Origin of the sequence: Brevibacillus sp. MS2.2 (genome assembly GCF_013284345.1) — a bacterium.
In the GTDB taxonomy this organism is placed as follows: domain Bacteria; phylum Bacillota; class Bacilli; order Brevibacillales; family Brevibacillaceae; genus Brevibacillus; species Brevibacillus brevis_C.
On the sequence record NZ_JABSUZ010000015.1, the window covers coordinates 92113 to 116714 of the forward strand.

Annotated in this window: 9 protein-coding genes; all 9 read left to right on the plus strand. The window is 45.7% G+C overall.

Features of this window, described 5'->3' with window-relative positions:
* Positions 1-9 precede the first annotated feature (9 nt).
* The 9 genes from HP568_RS15580 (at position 10) to ltaE (ending at position 24469) form a co-directional block, all read left to right on the plus strand.
* The gene (locus HP568_RS15580; RefSeq protein ID WP_173629542.1) at positions 10-6381 is read left to right on the plus strand and encodes a non-ribosomal peptide synthetase; all 6372 of its coding nucleotides are present in this window, start codon (positions 10-12) and stop codon (positions 6379-6381) included.
* Between the two features lie 80 nt (positions 6382-6461).
* On the plus strand, positions 6462-8504 hold the full coding sequence (locus HP568_RS15585) for a condensation domain-containing protein (protein ID WP_173629543.1): 2043 nt from the start codon (positions 6462-6464) through the stop codon (positions 8502-8504).
* An 18-nt stretch (positions 8505-8522) separates the two neighbouring features.
* Positions 8523-17291, plus strand: coding sequence for a non-ribosomal peptide synthetase (locus HP568_RS15590; RefSeq protein WP_173629544.1), 8769 nt, complete (start codon positions 8523-8525; stop codon positions 17289-17291).
* A gap of 19 nt (positions 17292-17310) precedes the next feature.
* Positions 17311-18204 carry a GHMP family kinase ATP-binding protein gene (locus HP568_RS15595; protein WP_254551263.1) on the plus strand — a complete coding sequence of 298 codons (894 nt, stop codon included), beginning with the start codon at positions 17311-17313 and terminating at the stop codon, positions 18202-18204.
* A 90-nt stretch (positions 18205-18294) separates the two neighbouring features.
* Positions 18295-19566 (plus strand): MFS transporter, encoded by a 1272-nt coding sequence (locus HP568_RS15600; RefSeq protein ID WP_173629547.1) that lies wholly within the window; start codon positions 18295-18297, stop codon positions 19564-19566.
* A gap of 51 nt (positions 19567-19617) precedes the next feature.
* Positions 19618-21144, plus strand: a complete 1527-nt coding sequence (locus tag HP568_RS15605) for an argininosuccinate lyase (protein ID WP_173629548.1) — start codon at positions 19618-19620, stop codon at positions 21142-21144.
* Positions 21134-22186: a PLP-dependent cysteine synthase family protein gene (locus HP568_RS15610; protein WP_173629549.1), complete on the plus strand. Its 1053-nt coding sequence runs from the start codon at positions 21134-21136 to the stop codon at positions 22184-22186. Before HP568_RS15605 ends, HP568_RS15610 begins: the two co-directional genes overlap by 11 nt.
* Positions 22161-23417 carry an ATP-grasp domain-containing protein gene (locus HP568_RS15615; protein WP_173629550.1) on the plus strand — a complete coding sequence of 419 codons (1257 nt, stop codon included), beginning with the start codon at positions 22161-22163 and terminating at the stop codon, positions 23415-23417. The genes HP568_RS15610 and HP568_RS15615 overlap by 26 nt, the downstream gene beginning before the upstream one ends.
* Positions 23414-24469, plus strand: a complete 1056-nt coding sequence (gene ltaE, locus HP568_RS15620; protein WP_173629551.1) for a low-specificity L-threonine aldolase — start codon at positions 23414-23416, stop codon at positions 24467-24469. Before HP568_RS15615 ends, ltaE begins: the two co-directional genes overlap by 4 nt.
* Positions 24470-24602 lie beyond the last annotated feature (133 nt).

The following is a 24602-nucleotide window of genomic DNA, read 5'->3' on the forward strand; positions in this document are numbered from 1 at the left end:
AGGGGCTGTATGAACAATTCCATCACTGCATTCTTTGAGGAGCAGGTTGAACTTCATCCTGACAACATCGCTTTGCTATGGAAGGATGCCTCACTCACTTATCAAGAGCTGAATAGCAGGGCCAACAGGCTGGCAAATTATTTGAAAAAGTGTGGGGTAGGGTCGGAAAGCAAGGTCGGCTTGTGTATGGATCGTTCGTTCGAAATGATCATCAGTATGGTAGCGATTTTAAAGGCTGGCGGGGCTTATGTCCCGCTTGATCCTGCCTATCCTGAGCAGCGAATCCATTATATGCTGCAAGACGCAGGCATTACGATCGTACTCGCACAAGAAAGCTTGGTATCGCGGCTGCCAGAAGGCTTGAAGGTCGTATGCCCTGAGCGTGACCAACTGGCGATCAGCATGGAATCAGATGCGAATTTGGAGCCGCATGCAGCTCCAGAAAGCCTTGCGTATTTGATGTATACTTCCGGCTCGACAGGAAATCCGAAAGGGGTACTCATTCCTCATCGCGGCGTGATCCGGCTCGTTAAACATGTATCCTATGTATCGCTTACGGCGGAAGAAACCATGCTGCATATGGCGTCGATTTCATTTGATGCATCGACCTTCGAGGTATGGGGCAGCTTGCTAAATGGAGCAAAGCTCGTTGTTTTTCCATACAAAGAGCTTGATCTTGGCGAGATGGGGCAGGTATTGCGTGATTATCGAGTCAGTACATTATTGTTAACTGCAGGAGTCTTTCATCAACTGATTGATTTCCATCTGGAGGATGTAAAAGGGTTACGTCAATTGCTGGTGGGTGGGGATATTATGTCCCCCAAGCACGCTCAAAAGGTAGTAGACAACTTGTCTGATACATTATTGATCAATTGCTATGGTCCTACGGAAACCACGACATTTGCCACCTTTTATCCAGTAACAGATAGAAGCGCCATCCAACACTCCGTTTCGATCGGTCGCCCTATCAATGACACAGAAGTGTATATCTTAAACGACAAACAAAAGCTTGTGCCTGTTGGTCTTGTAGGGGAAATGTACGTGGGGGGCAAGGGACTGGCTCTGGGATATTGGAATCGACCCGAGATTAATCAAGAGAAATTTATTAAACATCCCTTTAATCCAGACCCGGAAGCCATCTTATACAGGACGGGTGACATGGTGAAATATGTGCCTGATCGAGGCCTTGAATTTATCGGAAGAAAAGACAACCAAGTAAAAATAAGAGGGTATCGTATCGAACTGGGCGAGATTGAGACCGTCTTGAATCAGCCGGAAGACGTCAGGGAAGCCATCGTTATTGCACAGGAGTATGGAGCTGACGATAAAAGGCTCATCGCCTATATGGCTGGAGATGGAGAAGTCGAACAGTGGAAAAAGTATGCAAGTATACAATTGCCTCCTTTCATGGTTCCGTCCTATTTTGTGAAAATGGAAGCATTTCCGCTTACCACGCAAGGAAAAGTGGACCGAAAGGCGTTGCCATTGCCAGAAACCGTCATGATAGAGGAGGAATTTGTCGAACCACGTACTGCGACAGAAAGTCGGATAGCGTCCATTTGGCGTGAGACTTTAAAAGTGGAACGAATTAGTATCCACTCCTCCTTTTTTGATTTAGGCGGTCACTCTCTGCTTGCGACACAGCTCATATCCCGCCTGGAGGACGCTTTCCAATTGTCTATACCGTTGCGAATCTTGTTTGAATGTCCGACGATCGCGAGTTTACATACAAGAATAATGGAGCTCAGTCAGAATGGAAAAAGAGAGCGGATACCAACGATTACGAAAGCGCCGCATACAGAAAGGTTCCCATTATCTCATGCACAGCAGCGTTTATGGTTTTTGCATCAATTGGAACCGGATAGTACAGCTTACAACGTTCCTCATATTTGGCGTTTGACTGGACTGTGGGATGCAAGTGCGCTGGAAAAAGGATGGAATGCGCTGCTTTTGCGCCATGAAATATTGCGTACGGTTTTTCCAATTGAAAATGGTCAACCTTTCCAGGCTGTCCAACCATATCAGTTTACACCTTTGTCTGTCATCGATCTGAGAGAACGAACCAAGGCCTCGCAAGAAGAGCAACTCAACGACTTTATTGAGCAGGAAGCAAGCATCAGGTTTGACTTGCATCGAGGCCCCTTGATTCAGGCCAAATTGATAGCATTAGGGGAAGAAGAGTCCGTTCTGCTGTGTACCATGCACCATATCATTACGGACGGATGGTCTGAGGAAATTTTATTGAAAGAATGGCTGGCCTTTTATGAGGAGGCACAGAGTGGCAGTCATGCGGAGCTTGCTGCCCTACCGATTCAATATGCCGATTTCTCTGTGTGGCAACGTGAATGGCTGACGGACGATGCGATAGGTCTACAGCTAGACTATTGGAAAGCGGAACTGTCTGGAGAGCTTCCTGTCTTGCAATTGCCGATTGATCGGCCTAGACCTGCGATTCAAGGTTATGCAGGAAGTATGCATAAAACCGTGCTGCCATCGACGTTGCTTGAGAAATTGAAAACCGTAAGCCGGCAAGAGAATGCGACTTTATTTATGACCCTGTTGGCAGCTTATCAAAGCTTTTTATCCAGATATACCGGACAGTCGGATATTTTGGTGGGGAGCCCTGTAGCGAATCGAAATGTAAAAGAAATCGAGGGATTAATTGGATTCTTCGTGAACACGCTCGTATATCGGGCAAGTTTTCAAGACGGTCCTACCTTCAAACAACTGCTTGCTCGCGTAAAAGAAAAAGCGCTTCTGGCACAGGAAAACCAAGATGTCCCATTTGAAAAAATCGTAGAGACGCTTCAGCTTGAACGCAATACAAGCTACTCCCCGGTTTTTCAGACCATGTTCACGTGGGCTGAGTTGTCATCGAATGTTTACCAATCGTCTGCCGGAGCGTTGGAAATCATGCCCGTTCGTCATAACGTTTCAAAATTTGATATCGAGTTATCCATGGGTGAGTCTGAAGCTGGTCTGATCATGAACATGATCTATAACACGGATTTATTTGACCAAGCAACCATAGGAAGAATGGCTGTTCATTTCGAAAATTGGCTGCAAGAACTGGTGAATGCACCGGACGCTCCGATTGCATCGCTCGAATTGTTACCCAAGGATGAGCGTAACAAAATCGTAGGGGATTGGAATCGGACAGAAGCAACCGTTCCAGAGAATACATGCTTGCATGATTTGTTCATCGAACAGGTAAAAAAGACCCCGGACCTAATTGCTGCCGAAATGGGCAGTGAAACGATAACCTATCAGGAACTGGACAGGCGTTCTAACCAGCTGACGCATTATTTGATTACGCTCGGGGTTCGACCCAATACACCTGTCGGGCTATGCATGAATCGCTCCCTTGAACTTGTCATATCGATTCTCGGCATCGTAAAGGCAGGCGGGGCATTTATTCCCTTAGATACCGAGCTGCCGGAAGCAAGGATGGTTCATTTACTGGAAAGCTCAAAAACGAATATTTGCATAACAGAACAGGAATTCAGGCATCTGTTCGAGCAAGCGACGCATGTTCAATGCATAGAACTAGAGGCAGACAAGGAAAAGATAGCAAGCATGCCTGAGGGATTGCCGGAGCAAACCGTAAAACCGACGGATTTGGTGTCGATTTATTACACATCAGGATCGACGGGCATTCCGAAAGGGGTGGAAAACCTCCATGTCGGATGGGTTAATCGAATGCTATGGATGCAGCGCCAGCATGGATTGGAGCAAGGGGAGTCCGTCCTGCAAAAAACAACACTGACATTCGATGACGCAGCCGTTGAGTTTTTCTGGCCATTGTCTGTAGGCGGTCGGATCTCACTGATGGAGCCGTGGTTGCATCGAGATCCAGAGGCAATTATTCAGGCAGCTATTCAGTATCAAGTGGCATGCATTCAATTTGTGCCGAGCATGCTCAACATGTTTGTCGATGCCCTTACACCTGATGATGCAGCAAAATTGGGGACATTAAAAAATGTTATCTCCAGTGGCGAAGCGCTATTACCGGAAACAGTAGGCAAGTTCTATCAGAAATTGAACGCCAAGCTCCATAATACTTGGGGGGCAACAGAGGTCTCAATTGACTCTACCATTTATACCTGCTCACCCGAGGACGCGTTTGGGAAGGACTGTGTCAGTGTAGGAAAGCCGATTGACAACAACAGAATATACATTCTGGACAAAAATTTAAACCCGGTTCCGATTGGTGTCATAGGCGACCTTTATATCGGTGGTCTGGGACTGGCAAGAGGTTATTTATACAATCCCGAAAAAACCAAGGAAGCTTTCATAGAAAATCCATTTGTAGCAGGGGAAAGAATGTATCGAACCGGAGACAAAGGATATTACTTGCCTTCCGGAAATATCAAATTTGTTGGCAGACAAGATAATCAAATCAAGATAAGAGGCATCAGGGTTGAACTAGGGGAGATTGAGTCGACATTAAGCAGACTTCCGTCCATTCGTGAAGCAGCCGTCATTTCCGTTCAAAACGACAGGGGTTCTACAGAACTGGCTGCGTATATCGTGGGCGAAGGGGATATAAACGAATGGCGCACATTCCTGAAGGGGCAATTGCCTGCTTATATGATTCCGACCTATTTCACAAAGCTGGACAGCATCCCGAAAACAACAAGCGGAAAAATTAATCGCAATGCACTGGAATTGCCCGTGATGAAACCATCCGACTCCTCCATCGCTGCACCACGTACGATTCCTGAGGAGCTTATCCACTCCATCTGGTGCGATATCTTGCAGATGAATCAGATTAGTATCAAGGACTCCTTCTTTGATATAGGTGGGCATTCCTTATTGGCGACCCAAGTGATATCCCGTATGAGAGCGATTCTGGGAATGGACATCCCCTTGCGTACTATATTTGAGTTTACGACGATCGAAGCTCTAGCAGCCCGGATAGCTGAGATCAAGCAAGGCAGCGAGTCGAACACCCGTATTCATGAAGTTTCACGAGTAGAGGATCAGCCGGGTCAGTCGTTATTTGAAGTATCCCACGGCCAAAGAAGACAATGGTTCCATGCAAAATTCAGTGACCAGGAAGCGGTGGGTGGGGTGTACCTCTTTGAAGTTGAGGGCCCTGTTGATAGTCAGGTTCTGTACAAATCTATGGGTCTCATGTTTGAACGGCACAGAATTATGCGTACGACCATCATAGAAAAGGAAGGGCAATTGTATCAAAAAGTGCATGATGACCTGAGGGCGGATAACGAGTATGTGGACTTGTCTTCCTTATCTGTTACGGAAGGCGAGCAACGTATCAAAATGGATTTGGAATCTGACTTGTACAAGCCATTTGATTTTTCCCGAGAGTCTTTCTTTCGAATGAGGTTATATCGAGTCGCACCAACGAAGCACTTCTTCCTCTTGGGCACTCATCATATTGGATTTGATGGCTGGTCGTTAGATGTGTTTATGAAAGATTTGGCGGACGTGTATCAACAAGAAAAGAGCGGGGGGCATCGTCCGTTTTCCAAACCGCTGGATTATATTGATTACACCTTGTGGCAGCAGGCGCGGTTACAAAAGGGAGAATTGAATCGGCAGCGGGACTATTGGTTAAAGCAACTGCAACAAAATGTCGCTGCACCGCTCATACCGCGCGATGCACATCCATTCACTCGCGACAACCAGATTTCAAATGTAACGTCGCTTCCCATTAAACCAACGACAGCGCAGTCGCTATCAGAATTGACTCGAATGGCCGGCGGTACCGTTTATACGACCATGCTTACGGCGTTAAACATTTGGCTTTCGCTCATCACGGACCAAATGATCATTACTGTCGGATCTACTTTATCTGGCCGTACCCAGACGGACCTCGAAGGAATTATTGGTCCTCTTATCAATCCCGTCGCCATGCGCACAGATTTGTCCGGCAACCCAACCGTTTTGGAAATGTTGAAGAGAACGAGAGAAACGGCGTATGCGGCGTATGAGAATCAGGAGTATCCGTACAATTTGGTCGTAGAGGATCAACTAGCCGCGAAGGGCCTGAAGAAGAATTTGTATTCCGTTGTTTTTATTGGGCAACAAGCCTCGAACAGTCTAATTGAATCAAACGGCATTATCTACAGGTATTGTCCGTTAAATCGTTTCCTGGATGAAACGATGGTCAAATCATATGAAGGAAGCCATTTTATAAAAGATGATCAATTGGATATGATGTTATTTTTGTCCACGAATCATGACCAGCTCACATTTACTGCACAGTATAATGCGGATGTATTTAGCAGGAATGCCATGGATACGTTTATGAGTCAAATCGAGTACATCCTATGCCAAATGACTGAAAATCCAATGCAGCGTTTATCTCAATTGAAATTGGCGGAAGAATACGATTTCAATGAACTGTTCAGCTAACGGCTTGATTGCTTGTTCGGGCATGCTGGTGAAAGCCGCATGCCCAACCATTACGCAGTAAAGAATCGGGGTGAGCATGAATGGATCAGAGAACCTTTATCAAAACAATCGCTCTGTCTGAAACGCAAAAAGATTACTTTATTCACTATTTGGTACACCCGACAAGTGCTTTTTATCATGAGCAGTTTCTTTTCAGATTCGAGCAGCGACTAGATGTAACGGTGACGATACGTACGCTTACCGAGATTGTGAAGCGTCATGAAATCAATCGGTCCATTTTTGTGTTAGAAGACGAGCCCATACAAAAAGTCTACAGCGAGCCTATATTGGATTTTGAGCATGTGGCTTCTGCTGACTGGGACGATAAGACGATTCGAGCATATCTGAATCAGGAACTGGGCAAGTCGTTTCAGTTGGACAAGGGGCCGTTATTCAGTTGCAGATTGCTGGATTATAAAGAAATGGGCAGCATTCTAAGCTTTAAGTACCACCACATCTGCTCAGATGGGTGGAGTGTTTCGCTCATGCTCGATGAATTTACGATGATCTATCAACAGTTGATAGCAGATCAAGAGCTTGTGATACAACCGTCCACACATCATTATGCGGATTTTGTTGAGTGGGAACTGAATTATTTAGCCAGCCAAGAAGGAGAGGAAGCGAGAGCTTTTTGGAAAAAGAAGCTGGGCGGACCTCTTAAGAGGCTAGAGTTGCCGATGGATAAAACTCGTCCCAGTACTCCGTCGTTTAAAGGCGGGATTTCTTTCTTTACGTGTAAACACGAGCTTCGCGATGAGATGATAGCTTACCGTAAAAATCATCACTATCAAACAGATGTTATTTATTTGTCTCTCTTCCTTGCTTTTCTTTCTCGTATTTCAGGCCAAGATGACATTATTATCGGTGTACCTAGATTTGGCAGGCCCCAAAAGGAGTTTTATTCCATCATGGGACCATGTCTTGTCATGCTGCCACTCCGAATCAAAATCCCGAAGAATTGTTCATTTAAAGAGTTAGCCCGACTTGTTCAAGAAGAGTTGTCATTATGCTCCCAGTATCAAAACTACCCATTTTCTCTGATAGCAGGAGAGCTGGATTATGATCGCGATAAAAAATATTCGTCTTTTTTTTCAATCGCTTTTGTCCATCAAAAAGCCATTAAGCAAGATGGCGCCTATTTTGTGGGCAATGCCCAAAATACGTTTCAAAGCAATGACTTAACAATCAGTTCTTATCCTATTCATAAAAATATATCCCAGTATGATTTATGTTTTGTGGTTGAAAAGGACAACCAACAGGACATATTGGCAGGATTTGAATACAATGCGGATATTTTGAATGAAGAAACGGTCGTCCAATGGATTGCCGATTTTGAAGCCGCCAGTCTATTTCTTTTGAAAAATGATAGTGAAAATATCCTGATGCTAAAAAGCCAAGCGAAAAAAGACTACTGGACGAAGAACTTTGTCCATTTGCCATCCTTTAAAATATTGCCTGAGGATGGAAGTAGTCTTTCTAGCGATTCCACTGTGTTTGAACGGGAGAAGTTTGAAATAACAGGGGTGCTGTCGACTCAAATATCCCGTCTGGCCCAATCTTGGGACAGCTCATCGTTTGAGATTTTCATGAGTACATTTTTGGTCCTCTTGCATGCTGAAAGCGAGAAGGAGGATATGGCCCTGGCATTTCGGGCGGATTGTGATCAGCTACAAAAAATTTCTTTCCTATTGCTACGAACGGATCTATCAGGAAATCCACTTTTTTCCGAGCTGGTTCTGCAAGTACAGCGCAAGGTAAAAGAAGCCTATCAATATAAAGACGGCTTGGAATCGCTGCTACATGGACAACCTGAGCCGCAAATTTTGTTTGAAATGAACGAGGAAGAACCACACTCCACGATTGATTTTCAATTCCGCATCCACGAGTCACAAGGTCAACTGTATGGAACCATTACCTATCATGCAAATGTATTCAAGAGGGAGACCGCACAAAGAATGTTATCTCAATATGAATACGTATTGCAAAGTGTGATAGCCCAGCCGCATCAACGAATCCGTGAACTTGTCAGTCATCTAAACAGCCAATTTCTTTCAAATGATGATTATGAGCAACTATTCCTTTAGCGAAAGAGGTGCACGGGCTTGCAGCATTTAACAAAAGAAAATGTAGGGGAAGTAATTGAGCTTTCGAAGGTGCAGAAGCAATTCTTACGCCAAGACATGATAACAACGGTGCGCTATCTGATCAAACAGCCTATCGAAAGGGAAAGAGCTCAAGAAGCGTGGAATGAATTAGTCAGTGAGACGCCGCTAATGAGAACGGTTTTTCGTAAACTAAAAAATAAATATGTACAAGTGGTTTTAAAGCAATTCCCGATTTCTATTGACTGGCACGACCTGCGAGGATTATCTGCTGAACAAAAGGAGCAAAGGTATCTTCTTGAGATTGCATCCCATCAGGAGCCTATTGCCTTTGAGGAAGGTCCATTGATCCGACTGTCTGTGATGCAGATGGAGGAAAATCAAACGGTTATCATTTGGACCAATCATACATTGTGTATGGACGATGTCAGTCGCGGGCTTCTTCTGGAGGAATGGCTAAAGAGAGCAAAGGGCAATTATTCATCTAATCATCATCGAACATCATTCAAAGACTATTTTATCTGGGAGTCAAGTCAAGATGGCTCCAGAACGAAAAGCTATTGGATAGATAAAATCAATCACAATGATAACGAGTCAGTCTTTTATCCAGTACAGGGTCAGGGTGCACAAAAGGAAGCGAATCAGCAGACGAGCTGCCATGCTGTACTTTCCGAACCATTATCCCAAACAATCAAGAGCATGGCACTCAAACAAGGCGTCTCGATTGAAGCTGTCTTTCAGGCTGCTTGGCTGCTGTTATTAAATATGTATAGCGGGGATGAAAAGGTAGCGATTGGTGTTACCGTCTCCGGGAGACCTGAGTCACTGGAAGGGGCAGATACCATTATTGGGCCATTGGCTCACAGTTTGCCAGTCTTCATGACATTACATGCGAATCAAAACGTGTGTGATTTTGTAAAAATTGTTCAGATAAGCTGGGAAGAATTGCAGCAAAATCAGTTCATTACACAAGAGATGATTCGTAACTATGCTGGAGTCCCGGAAGATCATCCTTTAATCGGAACAACAGTGACGGTAGTGAGTGGTGCAGGAGATGATTATGAATCGGTCGTCCTTTATCGAGGTGGCCTTCCTTCGCTCGAAATAATGGTGAAGGTTGGCCAGTCCATACAAATTCAATTCATTCATCCCTATACTTCTGCCAAGCGCGATCTGGAAAGGCTACAGTCCCATTACATCCGTATACTTGAGCAGGTTTGCTCGGATTTCGAAATGAAAATCAGCGATCTGAATGCCATGACGGATGAAGAGGAAAACATGATGACGAGCGTGATGGGCAATTTTACGAAGTCACATCGAAACATGGATCAACTGGCTCAGCAAATCATAGAAGAACAGGTTAAGTGCAATCCTGATGCTGTCGCTGCTGTCTATATGAACCACTCTATTACCTACAGAGAATTGAATGAAACTTCCAATCGTTTGGCTCATTGGCTCCGCAGAGAAGGATTTGGTAGAAATGATCTGGCTGCCGTTTTTTTAGAGAGAAGCATCGATATGTTGGTTGGCATTCTGGCCGTTCTAAAAGCAGGGGGATGTTATGTTCCGCTAGATACCTCCCACCCTGATCAACGATTGGTTACGATTATGGAAAATAGCAAGGCGAAAGTTATACTAACCGAGGCGAATTATCAGTCACGCAGCATGACATTGGCAACGGAAGTAGCGCATAAACCTATCGTGTTTTGCTTGAACGAGGGCAACGGCGTAAGTCCGGATAAGACTTCTTTGCAAACAGAGGATACGAATGATCCTGAGATCATTAATGCCTATGATGATTTGGCAAATGTCTTTTTTACTTCGGGCTCTACCGGTATACCAAAAGGAGCAATGATTGAGCACAGAGGAATGTTGAATCACCTTTTTGCAAAAATCGATGTGCTTGTCCTGAACCAAGACAGCATTGTTGTACAGAATGCTTCCCACTGCTTCGATATATCGGTGTGGCAATTCCTGGCTCCCCTGATGGTAGGGGGAAAAGTGGTGATTTATGACAACGAGACAGCAACAGACCCGGAGTTATTGTTTCATTCCATAAGCCGTGACAAGGTAACGGTGATTCAAATGGTTCCTGCAATGATTGAAGCCGTGCACAACACTGCGCTGGCTCGCTCTCCGGAACAACAAGCCTTGCCACACTTGCAATATATGATCTCTACTGGTGAAGGACTGCCGGTAACACTGTGTAAAAAGTGGCAGACCTTGTATCCTGAAGGCATTGTAGTGAACACATATGGAGCGACAGAATGCTCGGATGATACGATGCATGAAATCATTGATCGCTCTTATCAGCATGACGATTATCCGTATGTTGCGTTGGGCAATTCCATCGGCCATATGAAGCACTATTTGCTGGACAAATGGATGCGTCCGGTTCCCACTGGTTGTGTGGGAGAAATCTACATTTCCGGGATGGGAGTAGGGCGGGGATACGTAAATGATCCCGAACGTACCGAGCACGCATTTTCAGAGAATCCCTTTTTGAAAGAGAAAAAAGAAAGACTTTATAAAACAGGCGATTTGGGACGTTATTTGCCAAGTGGGAGACTTGTATTCGTGACGCGTGCCGATTTCCAGGTGAAAGTACGTGGACATCGGATTGAGCTTGGCGAGATAGAAAGTGCCCTTTTACGTCATGAGAGCGTTAGACAATGTGTCGCGGTCGTAAGCGAAGATAGGAATGGAGATAATCGAATCGTCTCTTATGTTGTCCTGCATGAAAAACAGGATGAACAGGAGTTCCAGCAATATCTCAAAACGATTCTGCCGGAATATATGATTCCAGAGCGTATCATGATCCTCGATGCGATGCCTCTTAATCGAAACGGAAAAGTAGATAAAAAAGCATTGCCAACAGTGGATACGGTTCCAACCAAGAATGAAGCATACGTCGCACCTCGTAACGATTTGGAGCGAAGGCTAGCAGTGATCTGGAGTACAGTGCTCAGCGTAGATGATATGGGGATCGATGATGATTTTTTTCAACTTGGCGGACATTCCATGAAAACCATTCAGGTTCGTTTGCGAATGAAAAAAGAGTTGGGCATTGAAGTTACGATCAAGGATTTGTTCGAGCATCGAACGATTCGAGAGTTATCCTCCTTACTGGCTCACAGGGAAGAGTCAGCAAGTGGTCAGCTCCATACCAGTCAGGAGAGAACGACGATTCACAAGGCAGAGGAGAAGGATTACTACCCGGTTTCACATGCGCAGCGGAGATTATTTTTTATTCAGCAGCTGGAGCCTCAAAGTACGGCATATAATATGCCGACGATTTACCATATTACGGGACCATTGAAGGAGCCTATTCTTCATAAGGCATTTTCGCTCTTGGTTCAAAGGCATGAAGTACTGCGAACGAAATTCCTGGTAAAAGACGGACATCCGGTGCAACAGGTGCTGCGGAATCATGATTTTACCTATTCATTTGTTGACGTTTCCAAGCAGTCAGAAGCTGCGAAGCAAAAAGCCATTCAACTGATCATGCAACAAGAGTCGGAGACGTACTTTGACTTGGAGAGCGATGCACTGTTTCGCGTGAAGTTATGTAAGGTGGCCGAAGAAAAATATACATTGTTGCTGAACATGCACCACATGATCAGTGATCAGTGGTCATGGGGGATCTTACTGAAGGATTTCAGTCAGATTTACGAATCCTTGCAGCAAGGGATCGATCCCGTATTACCTGCTCTGCTCATTCAGTATAAAGATTATGCAGTCTGGCAAAATCATGCTATCAATCACGGAGAGCTGGCAGAATCAGAAGCGTACTGGTTGAAGACGTTCCAAAAAGAAATTCCTGTATTGGACTTGCCTACAGACTATCAGCGTCAGCCCGTCCAAACATTTTTCTCGGCAGTGGAATCTTATCATCTTCCAGAAAATATCTTCGGTCGTATGCGGGAGATTGCTCAGCAGTATGATGCATCCATGTTTATGGTGACTTTATCCGTTGTCGGCATTTGGCTGTCCAAGCTGACCAATCAACAGGATATTATCATCGGTACTCCGGAAGCGGGAAGAAACAACATGGATATCGAAGAAGTCATCGGATTTTTTGTGAACACCCTTCCTTTAAGGCTTGAAGTGAATATGAAGCATACTTTTGTTGAAGCGCTTCAGGCTTGCAGACAACTGGCGCTGGAGTCATACGCGCATAATGAATATCCATTCGATAAAATGGTGGAGAAAATTAACCCTGAGCGAGATGTAAGCCGCAACCCTATTTTTTCTTTTATGTTCCAATATATTGAAAAGTTAGAGGAAGACGGAAAAATAAGCGGCCTGGAAATGAAGGCAGTCGAATCCTATAATTCCATGACGAACTTTGATTTGTCGCTTGTATGCCTGGATCAAGAAGATGGGGCGAGTCTTAGCATTGAATATCGGACAGATTTATTTCGGCCAGAAACTGTTCAACGGATGCTTGGATATTTGCATAACATCATCGAACAAGTAGCGAATCAGCCAACTATTTTTCTCAAACAGATAGAGTTATTGTCCGTGGATGAAAAACAGGCTGCGGTAAGCAGATTTATAGACGTGCATTTTACCAACGGGGATGAAAACAAAACGATCATTGAACTGTTCGAAGAGCAAAGTGCGAGAACGCCAGATCACATTGCTGTCGTTTTTGAAGAGCAAGAGCTGTCCTATTCCGCACTGAATAAACGGGCGAATCAACTGGCGCGAACATTGGTAGCGGAGGGTGTCTGCGCCAATCAATTGGTTGGCATCATGGCTGAGAGATCGATTGAGATGATTGTCGGTGTATTGGCGATTTTAAAAGCAGGTGGGGCCTACATTCCGATTGATCCTGATTATCCGGAAGAACGGATTCGGTATATGCTAGAACATTCGGAAGCGGAAGTTTTCCTACTGCATCAAGCATTAAGAGAGAAAGTCGATTTTGACAAAAAAATAATCGTACTCGATGACCATGAATCCTATCATCATGAGTATACAAATTTGGGATTATCCATACAGTTCGACCAGCTAGCCTATGTCATTTATACATCAGGTACAACGGGAAAGCCGAAGGGAGTCATGATCGAGCACCAACAGCTTCAAGCGCTTGCACAGGCATGGAAGCAAGAATACAAGCTGGACGAATTCCCGGTCCGATGCTTGCAATGGGCGAGTTTTGCTTTTGATGTTTTTACTGGAGATTATATAAGGAGCCTGTTATACGGCGGAAAGCTGGTCATTTGCCCAGCGGACGCAAGAATTGATTTGGAACGGATTTATCAGCTGATGGAAAAGCACGAAATCAACCTGTTTGAATCCACACCGGTCCTTCTGATCCCTCTTATGAACGATATTTATGAGAAGGGCCTCAACATGGATTTTATGAAAATACTCATTCTTGGATCGGATCAATGTCCGTTGCATGTATTCCACAACCTTGTAGACAGGTACGGTCACACCATGCGCATCATTAACAGCTATGGCGTGACGGAGGCAACCATCGATGCTTCCTATTACGAGAAAGAGACTCAGCAAGATTACAAGTTTTTACCGATCGGCAAGCCGTTGCCAGGAGTGAACATGTATATTTTGGATGCGAACGGCAATGTAGTGCCTGTGGGGATTCCTGGCGAACTGTATATCGGTGGACGAGGAGTAGGAAGGGGATATTTCAAGCAACCAGATCTGACGAATGAAAAATTTGTTCAGAGTCCGTTTTGTGCGGGTGAAAAATTGTATAAGACAGGGGATATGGCTCGATGGCTCCCCAGCGGAAACATCGAATTTTTAGGGCGATTCGATAATCAAGTCAAGATACGTGGCAATCGCATCGAATTGGAAGAAATCGAAGCGGAATTGTTAAAAACGAGCGATATTCAAGAAGCTGTTGTTATCCCAAAAGAGGATGAATCAGGTCAAAAGAGGCTGGTTGCCTTTTATGTGGCTGCGCAAGAGCTGGAAGCGAGCATGGTGAGAGAGGCGCTACGAAAAACGTTGCCGGCGTACATGGTACCTTCTTATTTCGTTCAGTTAGATGAAATACCAGTGACCCCAAATGGAAAGATTGATCGAAAAGCGTTAACAGAACTCAACATAACGCTGCGTAGTGATAGGGAATTCGTTGAACCCAAAACAGAGATCGAAAAGATATTGGTATCAGTATGGCAAGACGTTTTGCATGAGAAGCAGGTTGGGATTTTGGATAATTTCTTTGAGCTTGGCGGGGACTCTATTAAGTCCATACAAGTTGCTTCTCAATTGTCAGGCTTGGGATACAAGATGGAGATCAGAGATTTGTTTACATCTCCAACCATTGCAGAACTGGGTACAAGACTGAAACCGATGAAACAAAAAATTGATCAGCGGGATATCGAAGGTGCTGTACAGTTGACCCCGATTCAGCATTGGTTTTTTCAGGAGCACAATCAGCATCCCCATCACTATAACCAATCTTTTATGCTCTATCGAAAAGACGGGTTTGATGAGAGGCTGGTACGCAAAGGAATTGAAAAGCTCCTGCAACATCATGATGCTCTACGAATGGTATTCCGCGAAACGGAGAAGGGCTATCAAGCCTATAACCGAGGGGTCAGCGAAAGCGACGTCATGTACAGTCTGGAAGTGTGGGACTATCGAAATATAACCGATGCAAATATACAGCAAGTGATGGATGCACAATGCACCGCAATACAATCCCGTCTTCATATTTTTGATGGTCCACTTATTCGGTTAGGGCTATTCCAATGCGAGAATGGCGATCATCTGCTGATGGCAGTTCACCATTTACTCGTAGATGGGGTATCGTGGCGAATACTAATCGAGGATTTCAACCGAGCGTATCTACAGCTCCTTCAAGACAAGGAGATGACGCTGCCTCTCAAGAGCGATTCTTACCAATTGTGGGCAGAAAAGCTGAACGAATATGCCCATAGCGATAGAATCGAGGTCGAGTGTGCTTATTGGAATCGTATCGAGGAGATGGAACTTCAATCGTTGCCAACCGATTACGTTGAATGGAAACCTCTTCGGAAGCAAACCAGGACAAAAACAATCGTGATGGATGAGCAACAGACCAGGGACTTGTTGAAACAGGCCAATCGCGCTTATCACACGGAAATTGATGAGTTATTGTTGTCAGCAATCGGGGTGGCCTTTAAAAAATGGGCGAATATCGATCGATTCGCCATCAATATGGAAGGGCACGGCAGGGAATCGATTCTACCTGATGTGGAGATAAACCGCACAGTGGGATGGTTTACAAGTGAATATCCCGTGATTGTAGACGTTGGCAACGAACAGGATCTGTCTGCTATCATCCATAAAATGAAAAAGGATGTGCGCCAAATTCCTCACAAAGGGATTCACTACGGGATATTGAAATATTTGGCGGCAAATCCTCGAAAGAACAACATAAAGCCTGAGGTCAGCTTTAATTATTTGGGGCAGTTTGATCTGGATCGAAAAGAAGAGGATGGCGACATTCAATTGTCGACATTTTCTGGTGGCGAATCAATGAGTCTGGATCAATCCCGAGAATGCAAGATCGATATTGAGTGCGTTGTGTTACATGGTCGTTTTCAATTTATGGTAGCTTACAGTGAGAATCAGTATAAAAATGAAACCATAGACGAATTAACGGCATGCCTTCAGGAGAGCTTATGTGAAATCATTCAACATTGCTTGACGAAAATACACAACAGTACTGATCTCAGAATCCCCGGGGAATCGGTAGATTTCGAGGGAGTGGTAGACGGATTTTTTGATGCTTCTAGGATGAGTGATATTCCTGGTGCCGTCGTAGTTGTCGTCCATCATGGTCAAGTGCAGCTAAAGAAAGCATATGGATATGCGAATCGAAACGAAAGAGTGCGGATGAGTGCGGATGAAACGGTAATGAAGGTAGGTTCGATATCCAAAATTGTCACAGTCGCTGCCATCATCCAACTCGTGGAGCAGGGACTTGTTGGATGGAATGATGATATTCAGCCGTATCTAGATGATATGGAAATACCGAGAAAGGTTGAAGGACCCCTGACGGTTGAGCATTTACTCAGCTACACAGCAGGATTTGACGAACCGTTTACGGGAAATGCCCAAAGCTACCACTACGGCGAGCGTGAGTCCGTAACCTTGCAGGAATACATTCAACGCTATATGCCAACCGTTATTTATCAACCTGGGGAACAATACTGCAATGAGAATTTCTCCTTTATGCTGGCAGGGTATTTGGTAGAAAGAGTGACTGGAATCCCCTTCCATCTCTATGTCAGTGAGAAATTATTTAAGCCTCTCGAAATGAGAAGGAGCAGTTTTCTTTTGCAGCCAGAGCTGGAGGCGAAGCTGGCAACAGGCTATGATCTGGAAAATAATCCGATTCAAAGGTACGATTTTAGCCCTGCGGACTCTCCTGATGGCAGTCTGCTCTCAACTGGGGACGATATGGCAAAATGGATGCTGACGCTATTAAACAAAGGCGCTTATGGGACTGAAAGGGTACTAAATGAAGATTCGATTAGCAAAATGTTCGCCAGTAAAGCGGTGCCTCACCCACAAGGGGCTTATACAGGGTATGGCTTCACTGCGAAATTCCATCCTGATTATGTCCATGAAAATATTTTGGCGAAAGCAGGCGAGGTAATCGGGTATAACTCCTTCATGTGGTTGCTACCAGAAAAGAATCTGGGGGTGTTTATTAGTACGAATAAAAGTCAATTTAACAAAATAGAATTCTTTGATTATTTTATGAAGAACTATCATCCTGCAGAAACGATATCCATTTAATTGGGGGGCCTCTATGAGCATGATAAAGACGAGTTCCATTCGTAATTTTCCTCAAACAACAGACGTAGGCATTGGAGCAGCTAACGGGACTTTTGGGGAGCTTCTGCAGGGGATTCTAGGGGAAAATAATCGGGATTTTCTAGTGACTTTGCCTATAAAAAATGCTTCCTATGCTACTTTTTATTCTATTCCATCCTTACAAGAGATCGTCACTGTACCTCGTTCCAAGCAAAAATCGAAAAAACTCGTAGAAAAAATACTCAAGCATTATGGCTTTCCGGCTGGCGGAATTTTGGAGATCAATTCGGAGCTCCCAGTAGGAAAAGGCATGGCAAGTTCATCAGCAGATTTGGTGGCTGCCTCCAGAGCAGTAGAAAATTGTTTTCATATAAAAATGGAGCCTGCTTTACTGGAGTTGTTTTTATCGACGATAGAGCCGACTGACGGAGTGATGTATGAAGGAGCTGTTGCTTACTACCATAAGGAGGTCAAGCTCCGAGAATATCTTGGGGAGCTCCCGCCTTTGTGTATTGTAAGCATTGATGAGGGGGGAACAATTGATACGGTTGAGTTTAACAAGCAATCAAAACCGTTTACCAATGAGGAAAAGATGGAATACAGTCTCTTGCTGCAAAAAATCACGAAAGCGATCAGAGAAAGAGATGTCCACACGATAGGCGCCGTGTCGTCCAGAAGTGCGATCTTGAATCAAAAAATTCTGCCCAAGAAACTATTGCCGGAAGTCATGGAGATCAACGACAAAATTGGAGGGTTAGGTACGGTTGTTGCACACAGTGGGACCAGCCTCGGTATTTTATTGTTGAAAGAAGAACCTGACTTCTATCAAAAGCTGGAACTGGGGTATAGATGGTTAAGTGAATTGAATACAGAAGTGCATGTATACCACACGTAGAGGAGCAGATCCAAGAGATGGCTTCTGGCATGCACGGAAGTCATCTTCCCCAAAAAATGATTCCGTTCGTATTGGGAGTGGATGATCGAGATGGAACAGCCAATAAGCGTTAATGAAAAGGTATCTTTTCGGGCATTGCTGAGCTTGAAAAGTTATCGCTATTTAATCTTTTCGCAATTTGTCTCGAATATGGGAGATGGAGTGTATCGATTAGCGCTTATTTGGCTAATGAAGGTTTTGACGGAAAGTCCTTTGTTAATGTCGGTTTTATTGGCAGCGGAGACCATTCCATTGATCGTATTCGGATTGTTCGCGGGCGTTTTTGTTGATCGAGGAAATAAAAAGAGGATCATGGTTGTTTCCCATTTATTGAGAGCTGCGCTCCTATTATGCATCGTCTTGTTGTTCTTGTTTAACAGGCTGCATCCTGCTGTACTGATCACCATTGCCGTTTTGCTAACTACGGTTAGTGCCTTCTTCAGGCCAGCACTCACGGTAGCGATACGGACGCTGGTTCCCGAACAACATATGACGCAAGCCCAAAGTTTATCGCAGATGATTCAAACGATTGTCAGTTTGGCGGCTCCGGCATTGGCAGCGGGGGTGATCGCGTTTGGAATGGAATATGCTTTTATTTTGAATGTCGTCACCTATTTGTTAGGGGCACTGATTATTTTATGGATAAACGAGAGGGAGCTTGTCCTATCTACTGTCAGTGAGTTTACAGCAAGGATGATCATGACGGATTTGAAGGATGGAATCCATGCGATTACGAAGCATGATTTTTTGCGAAACTGCATGATTTATTTTACCATCCTCAATTTTTTGACGGCTCCAGAAGCGATTTTGCTGCCACTGGTCGTTACCAATGTTACTGAATTGGCCATGCTCGAGATCATCTTTTTTATCGGGATTATGCTTGGGTCGCTATGTATTAATTATTTGAATCGATATGATGCGATTATTTACATTTGCTGCGGCATTAGTCTGTTCAGTATCGGAATCGGAATGTTTGCTTTCGGCATTCCACTTGTTTGGCAAGTCATATGTGTATTCGTGAACGGGATAGGCTCGGCATTCGTCAATATCAAAATGAGTACGTTGATCACCTTGATGGTGCCCAAAGAAGTCTTGGGAAGAGCATCGAGCTTGATCAATGTAATGGTTATGTGCGCCATGCCAGTCTCCGTCTTCCTGGTAGGTCTGACTACTGGTCTTGTTTCCATCTTTACGATATTTGGAATCATTGGCGGAGCGGGACTTCTTATTGTGGTTCTCATGTGGATGAATCCACACTTGAGAATGAAAAAAGAACATCACTACGATTATGCGGAACAGAAATCAGGAGGTATCTCTCTTTAGGGCAACTCCTGGTTCGATCGTTACTCTGTCGGAAGCGAGGTGTATTTTTGCATGAGTGTAAAATTAACGGGCAGAATTGCTTCGACACCAAGCCGCCTCTTGCATGATGAAGTATTGGAACCACAGTTCAAATATGAAGTCGATCATTTGCTGTCAGGGTACATTCAGATTGAATTCGCCATGCTGTTGGAATATGTCAGAATGGGCTTGATTACACGACAAGACGCTTTGCCTATCGCAAAAGCACTTCAGGGCGCTACACCAGAAACAATCGCTCCTGACCCCGGACAGAACATGTCTGATATCTCTTTTGCCCTCGAGCGTTATATTGAAGGCTTGCTCCCGAGACCGGTACCGTGTTGGCATATGGATCGCAGTCGCAATGATGTCCAAGCGTGCGCCCAGGTGATGTTTGGTCGTGCACAATGGCTGGAGACGATGGGAGAATTGGGACAGCTTATTCAATCAATGCATACACTCGCTAATCAATATCGTTCTGTTCCCATGCCAGGATATACACACTACCAATCCGCACAATTGATTACCCCTGGATTCTATCTTTCCTCTATTAACAGTGAATTCTTGCAAGCCATGAATCGATGGATACAAATCTATGACGACATGAATCAATGCCCGCTTGGGGCAGGGGCCATGGCTGGGGTAGAACTGCCGTGGGACCGTCAACGGTTGTCCAAGTTGCTTGGGTTCCGACAGCCTCGAATGAGTGCGTTGTCGGCAGTTGCGTCTCGGGAATGGGTTTTGAGAATGGCAGGAGAGCTGTCCACCTTCTCAGTATTGATCTCCCGATTTACAACAGATTTGATTCAATGGGGCAGCAGCGAAATGAACTTCCTCCAATTGCCGGATGAGCTATCCGGAATATCTTCTGCCATGCCACAGAAAAGAAACTTCCCGATCCTGGAGCGTATCCGGGGAAAGAGTGCGCATCTAACCGGATTTTATATGGATATGGTGCTAGGTCAGCGCAATACAGCTTTCACGAATTTGGTAGAGACGTCCAAAGAGGCAGGGACGCACCTTCTGACGTTGTTTCAACAAAGCAAAACGTTGTTGCGCCTGTTAAAAGCGGTGATCGATCATTTGCAATTCAATGAGGATCGTTTGCTCCATATATGTAAACGGGACTTCTTTGGAGGATTTACTCTTGCGAATTTGCTGACGTTGGAGCATGAGATTCCGTATCGCACAGCACAGGTAATTGCAGGCAGATACATCGTTCGTGCACTGGAACACGGTGTATCGCCGGAGCCGGGAGATCCACGGTTACTCTATGAAGCTTGCGCGGAAGCAGGCTTTCAAGTACCGGACACGGCTGCACTCCTCGCTGCTTCCTTCGATGTGCAGGGGGGCTTGTACGCAAAGAAATCAACGGGCTCCACGAACCCGGAGGAAGTGCAGCAGATGCTGACAGCACAGAGGGAGCATGCAGAGAAGCTGCAACGGGAGTGGCAGGATCGACAAGGGGAATTACAGGCGATCCAAGAAAGGCGGGGGAGGGTAATGAAGAGGTTGCTTTCTGGCAAGCAAGGGAAGGATGTGAGCGTAGATGCGGTATGAACAGTTGGCAGATACGATCGGGGATACCCCATTGGTCAAGCTGAGACTTGATGAAAAGGCAGTGGGCTCCGTATTTGCAAAGCTCGAGTTAATGAATCCGTTCGGTATGAAGGATCGTGTAGCCAAGCAATCGGTCTTGGCAGCGATACAGTCGGGAGAACTTCAGGAGGGCATGCCGATTATCGAGAGCTCGTCAGGAACGTTGGCTTGCGGCTTGGCCTTGGTTGGGCGTCAGTTGGGGCATGATGTACACATCGTGACTGATCCAAGAATTGACCCGATTACCTATGCCAAGTTGACTTCGCTTGGCTGCCATGTTCATGTGGTTTCGCAGATGGGGAAACAAGGGTGGCAAAGCGCCAGACTGGAACGACTCCAAGAATTAATGAGGGAGTATCCAGGAGCGTTTTGGCCTCGACAATACGATAATCCGGAAAATCCGCGTGCATATGCTGCGCTGGCATCCGAGTTGATGCAAGACCTTGAACGAATTGATGTGCTTGTTGGTGCAGTTGGCAGCGGAGGCTCCCTGTCCGGGACAGCCAGAGAACTGAAGCGTCATTATAAGGAGCTGCGAGTCGTGGCGGTTGATGCAGCGGGGAGTGTGATATTCGGACAGCCCGATCAGCCGACACGTCTACAAGGTGGCTTGGGAAACAGCTTGGTCGCTAAGAATGTAGATTTTTCCATGATCGATGAAGTGCATTGGCTGAATGATGCTGAGGCATTTGCGGCTACGCTACGCTTGGCCCGTAATGAGTATATTTTTGCTGGCAACAGCTCAGGTTCCGTGTACGCCGTAGCCAACTGGTTAGCGAGCCAAGTCGGGAGTGAATGCAATATCGTGGCTATATTGCCGGATCGAGGGGATCGTTATGTCGATACGATCTATAGCCACTCCTACCGGGAGAGCAAGGGTCTGATGCAAACGAACCTGCGAGACACGCCTCAATGTGTGGAACCAAAGACAGTCGTGACTAGCTGGTCCTATTCCAAATTGATGGGGATGTATCCGAATGAACAAACACTTTCTGTTCGTTGAAGCAAATACGACGGGGACAGGTATGCTCGCGATTAAAAAAACGCGCGAATTGGGGTTTACGCCCATATTTTTCACAGAAAAGCCTGAACGCTACCACGGTTTGAATGAGTTGGAATGTCACGTAGTCGTGACAGATACGAATTCCCAAGCAGAGCTGACTGACAGTGTAGCACAAGTGATTAAGGAAGGCAGAGAGATTGCCGGAATCATGTCAACAAGCGACTATTACCTCGAATCGGTAGCCAAGCTGGCCCGAAAATTCGGTTGGACAGGCAATTCGCTGGAGGCGATTGAGGCCTGCCGCAATAAAGCGGTTTTCCGAGAGAAGCTTCAGGGTCATCAAGTGACTCAGCCTGAATTTGTGGCAATAGGCTCTATGGAGGCATTGATGGAAGCGCGGTCTTCCATTTCTCTGCCCTGCGTGGTGAAGCCCGCTGACGATAGCGGGTCGAATAACGTAAGGCTGTGCTTTAGCTGGGAGGAAGTGGAGCATATGGCAGCGGAAATCCTTGCAATCAAGTACAATGCGCGCGGCCAGAAAACGGCTCGAACAGTTCTTCTGGAGCAGTATGTCGAGGGCCCTGAATTTAGCGTGGAGACGTTCTCTTGGCAGGGACAATGCTTTGTCATCGGCATTACCCAGAAACGGTTAACGGGATATCCATTTTTCGTGGAAGCAGGGCATATTTTCCCTGCACCGCTGTCGACAGAAGAGAAACAGGAGATCGAGCGAACAGTGGAAAGGGCATTAGCGGCGGTGAACTACCAATTCGGTGCTGCCCATACTGAAGTGAAGTGGACATCAGCAGGTTGTGTTGTCATCGAAGTCAACGCAAGGCTTGCCGGTGGAATGATTCCAGAGCTGGTTCGCCGTTCAACAGGGATTGATCTGCTTTTGCAACAGATTCGGTGTGCGGCAGGACTTGCGCCAGAATTGTCTCAAACCATCAAAGAGCAACGCTATGCAGGCATTCATTTTCTCGTGTCGGAGAGTCAGGGGACCTTTAGCGGGATGCATGGAATGGATACCATTTGCAACCTGCCAGGGATAGCTGAAGTGGCCGTTCATGCAAAAATCGGTCAAAGCGTCTGGCCTCCGCAAAACTTCTCGCATCGTCTCGGCTATGTCATCGTGGAAGGCAAGCATTACAGCGAGACCGCTGAGCTGATCCAGCAGGTGAAAGACAGCCTGAAAGTACAAGTAGGTCAGCATTTGGAGAGTGGGGTATGAAACCAGTGATCGAATTGAGAAGCGATACATTCACTTTGCCGACAAGTCAGATGATGGATGCCATTCAAGAGGCGGTACTCGGTGACGATGTGTATGGGGAAGATCCTACGGTTCGCCAATTGGAGCAAGAAGCAGCCCGAAAGCTGGGCAAAGAGGCAGCCATTCTCATGCCGAGTGGAACGATGGCTAATCTGGCATCCTTAATGGCACATTGTCCGCGCGGTTCCAAAGTCATTGTAGGCAATGAGACCGACATTTACATCTATGAAGCGGGTGGCGCGGCTGTGTGTGGCGGCATTATGTACGAACCGATTCCGACGCAGCCAGACGGAAGGTTGGACATCGCTGATATGGAGCGGGTATTTCCATTGGAGCCTGAAGATCCACAATTCGCATTGCCTTCCTTGATCTGCCTGGAAAACCCGCATAACCGGATGGGGGGACGTGTCCTACCGCTGTCTTACTTGGAAGAGGTTCGCGCATTTGCAAACGAAAAGGCTGTGCCCGTTCATATGGACGGTGCACGCTTGTTCAATGCGGCAGTTGCTCTTGACGTGGATGCGGCTGAGATTGCGCGTTATGCGGATTCCGTGCAAATATGTCTGTCGAAAGGGTTGTCAGCACCGATTGGTTCCCTTGTTGTGGGAACAGAAGACTTGATTCAGAAAGTGTATCGTCTTCGCAAAATGCTGGGTGGCGGTATGCGCCAGGCAGGGATTATTGCAGCACCAGGCCTGGTTGCCTTGCAGCAGATGACAGATCGATTGGCAGTCGATCACGCAAACGCCCTTCGCTTGGCACATGGTCTGGCGGAGATTCCAGGAATCGTGACTCATGTGGAGGATGTAGAGACCAATATTGTGTTCTTCCGGATTGAACACCCAGTCCATACGTGGCAGACCTTCGTAGAAGCAGCGGAAGCACATGGGCTGCGCGTAGCCGAGCTCGGTCACGGCAGAATTCGAGCGGTGACTCATTCCGGTATTGAGACAGCGGATATCGATAAGGCGCTAAGCATTGTACGTGAATTGTTGCAGTTCCAAACTGTGTAGGGCAGACATGTTCGCTCCCCCTTTTTTAGAAGGGGGAGTTATTAAGGTTTATAAAGGAATATAAAATCATCAGATTTTTTTAAATCTTTTAAAGGGAAAATATTTTCAAATAACAGAAAATTATTTAATATTA